The sequence below is a fragment of the Delftia sp. PX-1 genome, from assembly GCF_055797465.1.
Map to the genome: position 1 here is coordinate 4228277 of NZ_CP184763.1, position 12757 is coordinate 4241033.

The following is a 12757-nucleotide window of genomic DNA, read 5'->3' on the forward strand; positions in this document are numbered from 1 at the left end:
GCCCGGCCTTCAGCTGCAGCGCGCCCTGGGAACGCCACGAACGGCCGTCCCCAGGCGCTGGCCAGCAAGACCATGATCACCGCGCGCCTATGTGAGCCGGGGCTTGGGCCAGCGTGCAGTCTGGCAAGAGTGGCAACGCCGACCGTGCGAGCCATCAGTACCATGAGGGCCACAGCCGTTGCGAACGGCGGCGGCGCACAGCGCATATGACCCGCCCCGCTGTAGCAGGCCATGCATTGCGTATTTCCCCTTAGCCCCATCGCGGCGCAGACCGTTGATTTCGCTTAACCTTCGCCGTTAACCCGCTTTTGCCGTGCCCAGCCCTTCTCCCATGTCCTCCAAAGTCCAGTTCCGCCTGCGCGTATACAACGACAGCACCATTGCCATCGGACCCGGCAAGGTGCAGTTGCTCGAATCCATCGCCGAGGCGGGCTCCATCTCGGCCGCAGCCCGCTCGCTGGGCATGTCGTACCGGCGCGCCTGGGTGCTCGTGGACGAGATGAACCGCGCGCTGCAGACGCCAGCCGTCAACACCAGCGCAGGCGGCGCCCATGGCGGCGGCGCCTCGCTCACGGCCACGGGCGAGGCCATCGTCAGGCATTACCGCTCCATAGAAACCACGTCGCGCATGGCGGCTGCGGCCGATATCGCAGCGCTGACGCGCCTGCTCAATCCCCAGGGCACCGCCAGCGCATGAGCGATGCCGCCGCGCAAGGCATAGGCTGCCGCCCCATCGGCCATGTGCGCAGCCGCTTCACCGATCCGGTGGGCATGCCCATACAGACGGCAGGCGCGGCCGACGAGGCAGGCCGCGTGGAGCTGCTGCCCGAGTTCGAGGCCGGGCTGCGCGACATCGAAGGCTTTGACTACCTGATCCTCATCACCCACCTGCACCAGGCCGTGGAAAAACTGGAAGTCGTGCCCTTCATGGACGACCGCAGCCACGGCGTGTTCGCCACACGCGCCCCGGCGCGGCCCAACCGGCTGGGCCTGTCCATCGTGCGTCTGGTGCGGCGCGAAGGACTGCTGCTGCATTTCCTGGGCAACGACATGCTGGACGGCACGCCCGTGCTCGACATCAAGCCCTACGTGCCCAGGCTGGACGTGCGCCAGACCGAGCGCATAGGCTGGTTCGGCAAGCGTATCGACCAGATGCCCGACATCCGCGCCGACGCCCGCATGGCCTGAGCCTGCTTCGGCAGCCGCAGCAACGGCAACAGCCCTCAGTGGAAATTGCGGCTCGCCACGCCGGCGCCGCCCAGGCGGCCCAGCCAGCGGCTCATGTCGCGGGCGCGGTGCACGATGAGATGGCGCACGGCGGGCACCTCCTGGCTGGCCTGCTCTGCAGGCACTGACTCGCCGCAGTCCTTGCCGCCGCCCCAGTCAGAGCTGCTTTGCCAGATGCCCTCGACCGCCAGCAGCCGCGCGCCCAGCAAGGGCTCGCCCCAGCGCGTGACGGTATCGGGCCAGACCACCAGGTTGACCGTGCCCGTCTCGTCCTCCAGCGTGATGAAGACCGTGCCCTTGGCCGTGGGCGGGCGCTGGCGCACGGTGACGATGCCGCAGGCCCGCACGCGCATGCCCGCCAGCGTGTCGCGCAGCTCCAGCGCCGTGCGAAGCCCGTGGCGGCGCAGGCGGTCACGCAGCAGGGCCAGCGGGTGGCGGCGCAGGCTCAGGCCCGTGGCCGCGTAGTCGAACAGGATTTCCTCGCCCTCGGGCGCGGCGGCCAGTTGCACGGGCGCCTCGTGCACGGGCACGCCCGCGAACAGCGGGGGCTGCACCTGCAGGGCCGCCGCATCCCACATCTGCTGGCGGCGGTGGCCTGACAGGCCCTGCAGCGCATCGGCCGCCGCCAGGGCCTGCAGCTCGGCGCGCTGCAGCCGGGCGCGCAGGGCCAGGTCCTCGGTGCTCCTGAACGGTGCCTGCGCGCGGACCTGGGCCACGCGCTCGCCCGAAGTCTTTGGCAGCTGCGCCACCATGCACAGCCCCAGGCGCACGGCCGGCTGCGGCAGCTCGACGCCGGCAATGCGCTCGTGCGGCGCCTCCAGCGTGCAGTCCCAGTCGCTGTGGCGCACATCGACGGGCAGCACGCGCACGCCGTGGCGGCGCGCATCCTGGATCAGTTGCGAGGGGGTGTAGAAGCCCATGGGCTGGGCATTGAGCAGGGCCATGAGGAAACAGGCCGGCTCATGGCGCTTGAGCCAGGCGCTGGCATAGGCCAGCATGGCGAAGCTGTAGGCATGGCTTTCTGGGAAGCCGTATTCACCGAAGCCCTGGATCTGGCGGACGATGGCGTGGGCGAATTCCGGGCTATAGCCCTTGGCCAGCATGCCCTCGATCAGCTTGCGCTCGAAATGGTGTATGCCGCCCTTGCGCCGCCAGGCGGCCATGGAGCGGCGCAGTTCGTCGGCCTCCCCCGCCGAGAAATTCGCCGCGATCATGGCGATTTGCATGACCTGCTCCTGGAAAATGGGCACGCCCAGCGTGCGCTCCAGCGCCTGCTTGAGTTCGGGCTTCTCCAACACCAGTTCCCCTTCCTGGTCCCTGCGCTCGCGCGCCTGCAGATAGGGATGGACCATGCCGCCCTGTATGGGGCCGGGCCGCACGATGGCGACCTCGACCACCAGGTCGTAGAACACGCGCGGCCGCAGCCGGGGCAGCATGCTCATCTGCGCCCGGCTCTCGATCTGGAAGGTACCCACGGTGTCGGCGCGGCAGATCATGTCGTAGGTGGCCGGGTCGTCCTTGGGAATGTCGGCCAGCTCCCAGCGCGGGCCGCGCAGCGCGGCGCGCGCGTGCAGGCTGCCGCGCAGCACGGTGAGCATGCCCAGGGCCAGCACATCGACCTTGAGCAGCTTCATGGTGTCCAGATCGTCCTTGTCCCACTGGATGACCGAGCGGCCCTCCATGGCGGCCGGCTCCACGGGCACCAGCCGCGTCAGCGGCCCGTCGGTCAGCACAAATCCGCCCACATGCTGGCTCAGGTGGCGCGGGCTGTCGCGCAGCTGCAAGGCCAGCTCCAGCCACAGCCGCGCACGCTGGGGCGACAGTTGCGGGCAGTCGTCGCCCAGCCGCTCGCGCAGCCGGGCCAGGCGCAGCAGCTTGGAGCGCACCCAGCCCAGGGCGGGGTCATCGGGTTCGGGCTCCGGCTCGGCCGCCTGGTCCTCGGCATCGCTGAACCAGTGGTGCTGCCGGGCCATGGCGTCGATCAGCACCGCATCCACGCCCAGGGCCTTGCCCGCATCGCGCAGCGCACCGCGCGTGCGCCAGCAGCTGACCACGGCCGTCAGCGCCGCACGGCCGCGGCCGTATTTTTCGTAGATGTACTGGATGACGGTCTCGCGCCGCGCGTGCTCGAAGTCCACGTCGATATCTGGGGGCTCGCTGCGCTCGCGGCTGATGAAGCGCGCCATCAGCAGCGTGGTCTTGTTCGGGTCCACGGCCGTGATGCCCAGGCAATAGCAGACGGCCGAGTTCGCGGCCGAACCGCGCCCCTGGCACAGGATGCCTTCGCTGCGCGCATAGCGCACGATGTCGTGCACGGTGAGAAAGTACATCTCGTAGCGGCATTCGGCGATCAGCTCCAGCTCATCCTTCAACTGCTTGGCGACCGATTCGGGAATGCCTTGCGGATAGCGCCCCGCCGCTCCCTGCCAGGTATGCCAGGCCAGGGTCTGGCGCGCGTCCATGCCGGGCAGCACGCTTTCCTGCGGATAGTGGTAGCTGATCTCACTGAGCTTGAAATCGCAGCGCGCGGCAATCTGCAAGGTTGCATCCAGCATGGCGCGCGGATAGATGCCGCCCAGCCGCAAGCGTGAGCGCAGATGCCGCTCGGCATTGGGATGCAGCTCGAAGCCGCATTCGGCCACCGTGCAGCCAAGGCGCAGCGCCGTCACCAGGTCCTGCAGCGGCTTGCGCGAGCGCGCATGCATGTGCACGTCGCCGCAGGCCACGCAGGACAGGCCCAGTAACCCTGCCACGTCCTGCAGGCTTTGCAGCCACAGGCTGTCGTCGGGCGCCAGCAGCAGCTCCACGCCCAGCCAGCAGCCCGGCCCCAGTTGCGCCACGGTGGCCTGCACGGCCTGGGCGATGGCGGGCACATCGCCGGCTGGAAGCAGCGCACGCTGTGGCAGGACGATGCATTCGCAGCCTTCACGCAGCAGATGCCAGGGGCTGTCGGTATCGACCAGGTACTGGCCCTTGTCGGCACGGGCGCGCGCTGCGCTGATGAACTCGCAGAGGTTGCCCCAGCCGTTCAGATCGCGCGCCAGCGCCACCACGCGCAGCGGGCCCCAGGCAAATTCGCTGCCATGGATCAGGGCCATCTCGCAGTCGCGTGCAGCCTCGAAGGCCCGCACGGCGCCGGCCACCGAGCATTCGTCGGTCAGGGCCAGCGCCTGGTAGCCCAGGGCCTTGGCGCGCTGCACCAGTTGGGCCGGCGAAGAGGCGCCGCGCAGAAAGCTGAAGTTCGACAGGCAGTGCAGCTCCGCATAGCCGGGCAGGCCCGGGCCCGATGCCATGCCGGCCACCGGCCCGGTGGCCTGGGGCGGGGGCTGCAGCCGCTGCAGGTGCGGGGGCGGCGGCTCCAGCAGGATGTCCTGTTCAGCCATAGATGCCTTGCGCAAACCAGGCGGCGGGCGACAGCAGGGCCGGCATGCCTGGCAGCCGCTCCGATGCAGGCGCGCGCTCGCGGTAGATCCAGACATGGCCGACAGCCGCGTTGCTGGCCACGAAATAGTCACGCACGGCCAGCGCCGCATCGGCCTGCGGCTCTCCCCACCAGCCGGCCTCCAGCCGATAGGGGCCGGCCAGCAATTGCAGCGGCCCCTGCCAGCAAGGGCGGCTGCCCTGCAGGAGCAGGGGCTGGGGCGGATCAAGCAGCCAGGGCGGCAGCAGGCCCTGCCAGGGGTTGGCCGCCTTGCGCGCGTGCGCGGGCCGCCGCGGTGCCTGCGGGGTCTGCAGGGCCTCGCAGGCCGGGGTCCAGCGCTGCATGGCCTCGGGCCGGTGGTCCGATTGCAGCTGCGCCACCCGCACGCCCTGCGCGCCACGGCGGGCCGAGACGCGCTCCACCCATTCATGCCAGGCCATGCCGCTGGCCGCGCCTGCCCCATCTGTCGCGCCTGCCGCCTCGCCCAGCGGCGCCGGACCGGGCGCGGCCGGTGGCAGGCAACTGCCGGCATCGGCCGCGAAAGGCGCGGTGTCCAGCGCCACCAGCTCCAGCATGTCCGCAGGCGCGCGCCAGGGCGTGCGGGCCAGGCGTTCGCGCAGCAGGCGCTCCATGTGCTCCAGCGCCTGGGCGGGCCGGGCCGTGCGGATGTCCAGCGCTTCCCAGGCCGGCAGCTGCGTGCCGTCCACGCGCCGCAGATCGTGGTGCCAGCGCAGTTGCAGGCCCAGCACGCCCTGGTGGCGGGCCTGCAGCCAGGCCTGCAGCGCACGCAGCAGGGGCCGGGCGGCCTGCAGCAGGGCCTGGGCGTCGCTGGCCGGATAGCCCAGGTCGGCGCGCAATGCAAAGTGTTCGGGCAGCTCCAGCCAGTCCAGCGCATGGGGGCTGCTGCCATAGGCCTGGTCCAGCGCCAGCAGGGCCGGCAGCCCGATGCGCCGCGCCAGGCCCGCGCGCGGCAGGGCGCGCAGCTCGCCCCAGCGGCGGCAGCCCATGCGCTCCAGGGCCGGCGCATGGGGTTCGAGCGCGGGCAGGGTCCAGATCGGCAGGGCATCGGCAGGCGGCCAGGGCTGGCGCAGGCCGTCGCCCTGCATGCGCCAGCGCAGACGCGCCAGCGCCTGCCAGGCCGTGGCGGCCCGGGCCCAGACCGGCATCTGCGGGCTGCCTGCCTGCCCTGTGTCAGGCTGCTGTTCACGCAGAGCGCGCAGCAGGCCCAGCAGCATGGACTGGCGGCCGCCCCACAGGCGCTCCACGCTGCCCACCTCCATCAGCGCCACGGCCTGCCCTGCGCCCTGCCAGACGGCCACGCGCGGCGTCCAGCGCAGGGCCCACCAGGCCTGCTGCGCGCAGGCACTGCCTTTGCCATCACTGTCGCCGTTGCCCTGGCCATCGCCCTGCGCGGCATGCAGCGGCCAGGCAATCCAGTGCAGTGCTTGATTCGGCTGTGCCATGGCATCTCATCCCAGGGTGTGCGCTGCCGCCTGCAGGGCGGGCGCCTCGGCGGGCAGCAGTTGCCCGTGTCCATGAAGCCAGCGCTGCGCCTCGCCCGCCTGCCGGGTGCGCCGCAGGGCCTGGGCCTGCAGCACGTCCTGCCAGGCCCAGTGGTGCAGCGGCAGTTTCAAGGGATGCTCCAGCGCAGGCCCCCGGCGCTTGAGCAACTGCACGCGCAGGCAGGCTGGCGTACCGCCTTCGCCCGGCACCCCCAGCTCGGTCTCCACGCGCAGCCGCAGCGGCGCGGGCGAGGCCACCGTCTGCAGGGCGGCCGAGGCCTCGCGCCACAGCCACAGAATGCGCCCCTGCGCAGCGGCCGCCCATTGCAGCCGGCGCAGCGTGGCCATGGGCAGACCGGCCGGCAGCCAGGCCAGCACGGCCAGCACGTCGCGGCAGCGCAGTGCCTGCTCACAGACCCAGGCCAGCCCTGCCCCATCGCCTGCCGGGTGGGCGCCGGGGTGGGTATCGGCCTCCACGCAGCACAGCCGGTGCGCCGCCACGCCCGCCGCTTCCAGTCCCGGTGCAAAAGGCCTGCAAGGCGGCGCCACCAGCACCACCTGGCCCGCGCTGCGCTGCATCAGGGCCGCCAGGCCCGGCAGCAGCAGCGGCCACTCGGCATGGCCATGGGCGGGTTGCAGCAGCTCGACCATCGCGCCCAGCGGCCAGCCCCCGCCCGGCAATTGCGCATCCAGCAGCGCATGGCCCGAAGGCTGGACGCGCTGCTGCAGCGCCTGCTGCCAGCCATCGCCACGCCACACGCCCTGCAACTGAGGCAGCACACGCGCCGCGCCCGACAGGGAGGCAGACTGCGCAGGTTGAAAGGCGTGTGTCGTGGTCATGGGGAATTCTCAAGATACTGTACAAATATACAGCACTCTTGATTTCCCCACAGCTCCACGGCCGTAAAAAAGCCGGGCAAGCCCGGCTGCCTCAATGCGCAGTTGTTCCTGCTGCCCCACCCGGCGGCGGCGTGGCGTCGATCTGCATGCAGGCTTCGCACCATTGCGCGACCGCCGTGTCCACGGCGTGGGTGCGGGCGTTGATGGCGGGCCAGCGGCGCAGGCAGGCGTTGACAATGGCCTGCAGCTGCCACAGGGCCTCGCGGCTGAGCAGGGCCAGCTCGCTCATGCCCTGCACGTCGTCCTTGAGGTAGGCCAGCAGGTCGGTCTGCTGGTTCGGGTGCAGGCCGGCCTCGGCCAGCTGCTTTTGCAGGCTGCCGATGCTGGAGTCGATGTAGACGGCCGCCTGGTGGTCGGGCATGGCCTGCCAGCGCTCGGGAAAGGCCTGGCTGAACGTGTCCCACATCTGGAAGGCGGCCGACAGCGCTGCCACGCTGTGCGTGACCTCGGCCTGCAGCGGCGGCAGCGGCGTGCCCGGCGAGATCTCGTCGTACAGCAGCGGCAGCAGGATGCCGACCAGATCGGCCGGATAGCGGCGGTGGTTCATGCGCAGCATCAGCGACAGGCGCTGGCCGGGCAGGTCCTGGAATTTGTCGAAGAAGGCCGAGACCACCTCGGCCAGCAACAGGATCCGGCCCATTTTGGAGATGGCTTCGCCATGCACGCCGCGCGGATAGCCCGTGCCGTCCATGCGCTCGTGGTGCTCGAGCACGGCCATTTCCACGTCCTGCGAATACGCGCCCGCGCCCCGCATGATGAGCATGCCCGTGACCGAGTGCGCCACCAGGTGCTTGCGCTCGGCGCCCGTGAGCCGGTAGTTGGGGTCGGTCCAGGCCGGGTCCATGTAGAGCATGCCCACATCGTGCAGCAGGGCCGCCGTGGCCAGCGGGCCGCATTCACGCTCGCTCCATTCGCTTTGCAGCGCCAGGTAGACGGCCACCAGCATCATCTGCAGGCTGTGGGCGAACAGCTCGGGGCGCTGCTCGCGCATGACCGTGAGCTTGAAGGCGATCTGCGGCGGCAGCACCATCAGGCGCAGCGGCGCCAGCAGCCGGTCCGTGCCGCCCAGCGACTGCACCAGGCGGCGCATCAGGTCCACGGTTTCGCACTGCACCATGGCCTGGGCCTCGATGGCCAGCACGTCCACGCGGTTGTCAACGCCCAGGTGCTTGTCGATGGGGTCGCGCAGCTTGTGCTTGACCAGGCGCTCGTACATGTTGCTGTCGATGCGCGCGCCCTTGTCCACGAGCTTGACACCCTTGTCGTTGAAGATGGGCTCGCCGGTCACCACGTTGCAATGCTCGGCCATGTCGGTGACGGCGCGCAGGAAATGCACGCCCTCGTCCTTCCATCCCTGCGCTGTCGGTGGATTGCGCACGGCCGCGACATCCGTCATAGAGGCTCCCATTGGCTCGAAATCTGAAATATAAGCAAAAGAGCCCGCGCAAGGCGGGCTCTCGTCGCGCAGGCCTGCACCAGGCAGGCACTGCACAGCACGGCAACATCAGCGAATCAGCGTCACGCCGGTCTTGGACTGGATGTCCTCGAAGCTCACTTCGGGGGCCAGTTCCACGAGCTTCAGGCCCTGCGGCGTCACGTCCATCACTCCCAGGTCGGTGATGATACGGTCCACCACGCCCACGCCGGTCAAAGGCAGAGTGCAGGCGGGAAGAATTTTGAGGTCGGTCGTGCCGTCCTTCTTCTTTGCCACATGCTCCATGAGCACGATGACGCGCTTGACGCCCGCCACCAGGTCCATGGCGCCGCCCATGCCCTTGACCATCTTGCCGGGGATCATCCAGTTGGCCAGGTCGCCCTTCTCGGACACCTGCATGGCGCCCAGGATGGACAGGTTGATCTTGCCGCCGCGGATCATGGCGAACGACTGGTCGCTGCCGAAGATGGACGAGCCGGCAATCGTCGTCACGGTCTGCTTGCCGGCGTTGATCAGGTCGGCGTCCACGGCATCCTCGGTCGGGAAGGGGCCGATGCCCAGCATGCCGTTCTCGGACTGCAGCCACACTTCCTTGTCACCCGTGTGGTTGGCCACCAGGGTGGGAATGCCGATGCCCAGGTTGACGTAGAAGCCGTCTTCGAGTTCTTGGGCCGCGCGGGCGGCCATCTGGTCTTGGGTCCACGGCATGGTCAGGCTCCTTGTTTTTCTGTGATGGTGCGCTTTTCGATGCGCTTTTCGGGGTTCGGGTTGTGCACGATGCGGTGCACGTAGATGCCGGGCAGGTGGATGTCGTCCGGTGCGATCTCGCCGACCTCGACCACCTCCTCCACTTCCACGATGCAGACCTTGCCGGCCGTGGCGGCGGCAGGGTTGAAGTTGCGCGCCGTCAGGCGGAACTGCAGGTTGCCGCTCTTGTCGGCACGGTGGGCCTTGACCAGGGAGACATCGGGCACAAGCGAGCGCTCCATCACATAGGTCTCGCCGTCGAACTCGCGCAGCTCCTTGCCCTCGGCCACCATGGTGCCCACGCCGGTCTTGGTGAAGAAGGCGGGAATGCCGGCGCCGCCTGCGCGCAGCTTCTCGGCCAGCGTGCCCTGGGGCGTGAATTCCAGCTCCAGCTCGCCGGCCAGGTACTGGCGCTCGAACTCCTTGTTCTCGCCCACATACGACGAGATCATCTTCTTGATCTGGCGCGTCTCCAGCAGCTTGCCCAGGCCAAAGCCGTCCACGCCCGCGTTGTTGGAAATCACCGTCAGGCCCTTGACGCCGCTGTCACGCAGCGCGTCGATCAGGGCCTCGGGAATGCCGCACAGGCCGAAGCCTCCCACAGCCAGCAATTGCCCGTCGGCCACGACGCCCTGGAGCGCCTGCTCCGCAGAGGGGTAGAGCTTTTTCACACATGTCTCCTTCAGATTGGATGCGCTACGATACTACGTACTTGCATAAGTAGTTTTTCGTAAAGATTTGCCCATGGATATAGATTACAGGCTGGCGTTCGAGGCCGCCCCCGTCGGTCTCGTGATCTCGCGCAACCGCACCATGATCGACTGCAATCGCCAGGTCTGCGAGATGTTCGAGGCCTCGCGCGAGGTGCTGATCGGCCAGACCTTCCAGATCCTCTACCCCAGCGCCGACGAGTATGAGCGGCTGGGCGCGCGCATCGCGCCCATTCTCAATGCAAGGGGCTTTTATTCGGACAACCGCATCATGAAGCGCGCCAACGGCGAAACGTTCTGGTGCCATGTCACGGGCCGCACGCTGGACCGCAGCGACCCGCATGCCTCGGGCATCTGGAGCTTCGAGGACCTCAGCGCCCACCGTCCCGTCAAGGCCGAGCTCACGGGGCGCGAGCGCGAGGTGGCCGCCCGCCTGCTGGAAGGCCTGACCTCCAAGGAAATCGGCCGCGCCCTGGCCATCAGCCACCGCACGGTGGAGATCTACCGCGCACGGCTGATGCGCAAGTACGGCGCCTCCACGGCCGCCGATCTGGTCCACAAGCTGGTCTCGGGCTGACAGGGCGACGGCCTACACGGGCCGCATCCGCCCGCGCAACACAATGCCTTGGCAAAAAGCATGCCCGGCACGACGCAGGCGGGGTGCGGTGAAATTTTTTGGCTATGGCGCAGTTGAGATTTGCCAATCGCCAAAGCCTTGCCGCATCCATAGAACGAAACAACAATAAAAGCAATTCGATAGCACGCAGCTATTGATTTTCCAAGCGCCGCGCTGCCTGAGTGCAAGCCGGCGCCGCTACCACCCCTCGATCAAGGAGAGACCATGACCCACAAGCTCACCACCGCCGCAGGTGCCCCGGTTGCCAACAACCAGGACTCGCTCACGGCCGGCCCGCGTGGCCCGATGCTGCTGCAGGACCTGTGGCATCTGGAAAAAATGGCCCACTTCAACCGCGAAGTGATTCCCGAGCGCCGCATGCACGCCAAGGGCTCGGGCGCCTTCGGCACCTTCACCGTGACGGGTGATATCACGCGCTACACCCGCGCCAAGGTGTTCTCCGACATCGGCAAGCAGACCGAAGTGTTCGCGCGCTTTTCCACCGTGGCCGGCGAGCGCGGCGCGGCCGACGCCGAGCGCGATATCCGCGGCTTCGCCGTCAAGCTCTATACCGAGGAAGGCAACTGGGACCTGGTGGGCAACAACACGCCGGTGTTCTTCTTCCGCGACCCGCTCAAGTTCCCGGACCTGAACAAGGCCGTCAAGCGCGACCCCTACACCAACCTGCGCTCGCCCGAGAACAACTGGGACTTCTGGACCGGCCTGCCCGAGGCGCTGCACCAGATCACCATCGTCATGAGCGACCGGGGCATTCCGCGCGGCTACCGCCACATGCATGGCTTCGGCTCGCATACCTACAGCTTCATCAACGCCAGCAACGAGCGCCACTGGGTCAAGTTCCACTGGGTCTGCCAGCAGGGCATCGAGAACTTCACCGATTCCGAGGCGGCCTCCGTCGTCGCCTCCGACCGTGAAAGCAGCCAGCGCGACCTGCTCGAGGCCATCGACTGCGGCGAGTTCCCTCGCTGGAAGCTGTGCGTGCAGATCATGCCCGAGCATGAAGCCGAGACCTACCGCTTCCACCCCTTCGACCTGACCAAGGTCTGGAGCAAGAAGGACTACCCGCTGATCGAAGTGGGCGTGATGGAGCTCAACCGCAACCCGCGCAACTACCACGCCGATGTGGAGCAGGCCTCGTTCACGCCGGCCAACCTGGTGCCGGGCATCGGCCCCTCGCCCGACCGCATGCTGCAGTCGCGCCTGTTCTCGTACGGCGATGCCGCGCGCTACCGCCTGGGCGTGAACCACCACCAGATCCCCGTGAACGCGCCGCGCTGCCCCTACCACGCCTACCACCGGGACGGCGCCATGCGCGTGGACGGCAACTACGGCGGCACCATCGCCTACGAGCCCAACACCAAGGGCGAGTGGCAGGAACAGCCGGCCTTCGCCGAGCCGCCGCTGGCCCTCAACGGCGCGGCCGACCGCTGGAACTACCGCGAGGACGATGCCGACTACTTCACCCAGCCCGGCGACCTGTTCCGCCTGCTCACGCCCGATGCGCAGCAGCGCCTGTTCGAGAACACGGCGCGCAACATCGCCGGTGTGTCCGAACACATCGTGCAAAAGCACATAGCGCACTGCACCCAGGCCGACCCGGCCTACGGCAAGGGCGTGGCCGATGCCATTGCCCGCCAGAAGGCCGGCACGCTCTGACCGGCTGACGCCCACGGCAAAACGCCCCCGAAACTTCGGGGGCGTTTTTCATGGCGCGCCCTGCCCTCAGGCCACGGCCTTGAAGGCGGGAAGCTTGTCGCCCAGCCGCTTGCCCATCTCCGTGCCCAGGGCCTGCAGGCCGCTCATGGGGCGCACCATGACCTCGAATTCCCGGATCAGCCCCTGCTCGTCGAAGCGGATGAAGTCGATTCCCTTGAGGTTCTTGCCACCCACGCTGGCGCTGAACTCCAGCACCACGTCCAGGCCGTCATCGCTGGCCATCTGGCGGTGGTAGGTGAAGTTCTCGAAGACCTGGACCACGGTGGACAGCGCCAGCATCAGCGCGGCTGCCGAGGCATAGGGCGTGTTGGCCATGGGCGAGCGGAACACCGCATCGGGATGGACGATGGTGTGCAGCTCGCCCAGGTCGCTGGCGGCAACCATGCGATGCCACAGCTCCAGGGAGCGGGCGACTGCGGGATGGGCGTTCTTCGGGGGCTGGGACATGCTTGTCTCCTGGTG

The 12757-nt window shown here is 68.6% G+C and carries 11 protein-coding genes; 4 read left to right on the plus strand and 7 right to left on the minus strand.

Features of this window, described 5'->3' with window-relative positions:
- Positions 1 to 331 precede the first annotated feature (331 nt).
- Together ACN20X_RS19405 and tsaA are read left to right on the plus strand one after the other, a co-directional pair.
- Positions 332 to 697, plus strand: coding sequence for a winged helix-turn-helix domain-containing protein (locus ACN20X_RS19405; RefSeq protein ID WP_016446251.1), 366 nt, complete (start codon positions 332 to 334; stop codon positions 695 to 697).
- Positions 694 to 1188, plus strand: a complete 495-nt coding sequence (gene tsaA, locus ACN20X_RS19410; RefSeq protein WP_046241890.1) for a tRNA (N6-threonylcarbamoyladenosine(37)-N6)-methyltransferase TrmO — start codon at positions 694 to 696, stop codon at positions 1186 to 1188. Before ACN20X_RS19405 ends, tsaA begins: the two co-directional genes overlap by 4 nt.
- A 35-nt stretch (positions 1189 to 1223) precedes the next feature.
- Here the strand turns inward: tsaA and ACN20X_RS19415 are convergent, their stop codons facing one another.
- The 6 genes from ACN20X_RS19415 to ACN20X_RS19440 form a co-directional block, all read right to left on the minus strand.
- Positions 1224 to 4610, minus strand: coding sequence for an error-prone DNA polymerase (locus tag ACN20X_RS19415; RefSeq protein WP_473209760.1), 3387 nt, complete (start codon positions 4608 to 4610; stop codon positions 1224 to 1226).
- Positions 4603 to 6111: a Y-family DNA polymerase gene (locus ACN20X_RS19420; RefSeq protein WP_313282412.1), complete on the minus strand. Its 1509-nt coding sequence runs from the start codon at positions 6109 to 6111 to the stop codon at positions 4603 to 4605. Before ACN20X_RS19420 ends, ACN20X_RS19415 begins: the two co-directional genes overlap by 8 nt.
- Before the next feature lie 6 nt (positions 6112 to 6117).
- Positions 6118 to 6990, minus strand: coding sequence for a translesion DNA synthesis-associated protein ImuA (gene imuA, locus ACN20X_RS19425; protein ID WP_473209761.1), 873 nt, complete (start codon positions 6988 to 6990; stop codon positions 6118 to 6120).
- 91 nt (positions 6991 to 7081) lie between these two features.
- The gene (locus ACN20X_RS19430) at positions 7082 to 8446 is read right to left on the minus strand and encodes an HD-GYP domain-containing protein (RefSeq protein WP_016451584.1); all 1365 of its coding nucleotides are present in this window, start codon (positions 8444 to 8446) and stop codon (positions 7082 to 7084) included.
- Positions 8447 to 8554: 108 nt separating this feature from the next.
- Positions 8555 to 9193, minus strand: a complete 639-nt coding sequence (locus ACN20X_RS19435) for a 3-oxoacid CoA-transferase subunit B (RefSeq protein ID WP_012206068.1) — start codon at positions 9191 to 9193, stop codon at positions 8555 to 8557.
- Between the two features lie 2 nt (positions 9194 to 9195).
- Entirely contained in the window at positions 9196 to 9903 is a 708-nt protein-coding gene (locus ACN20X_RS19440; RefSeq protein WP_016446257.1) for a CoA transferase subunit A, read from the minus strand.
- Between the two features lie 73 nt (positions 9904 to 9976).
- On the opposite strand from ACN20X_RS19440, the gene ACN20X_RS19445 reads away from it, so the two are divergent.
- Both ACN20X_RS19445 and ACN20X_RS19450 read left to right on the plus strand, forming a co-directional pair.
- The gene (locus tag ACN20X_RS19445) at positions 9977 to 10519 is read left to right on the plus strand and encodes a PAS and helix-turn-helix domain-containing protein (RefSeq protein WP_012206070.1); all 543 of its coding nucleotides are present in this window, start codon (positions 9977 to 9979) and stop codon (positions 10517 to 10519) included.
- A 264-nt stretch (positions 10520 to 10783) separates the two neighbouring features.
- On the plus strand, positions 10784 to 12235 hold the full coding sequence (locus ACN20X_RS19450) for a catalase (RefSeq protein ID WP_288897001.1): 1452 nt from the start codon (positions 10784 to 10786) through the stop codon (positions 12233 to 12235).
- 66 nt (positions 12236 to 12301) lie between these two features.
- Here ACN20X_RS19450 and ACN20X_RS19455 read toward each other — a convergent pair whose 3' ends face one another.
- On the minus strand, positions 12302 to 12742 hold the full coding sequence (locus ACN20X_RS19455) for a nuclear transport factor 2 family protein (protein ID WP_016446260.1): 441 nt from the start codon (positions 12740 to 12742) through the stop codon (positions 12302 to 12304).
- Positions 12743 to 12757: the final 15 nt, after the last annotated feature.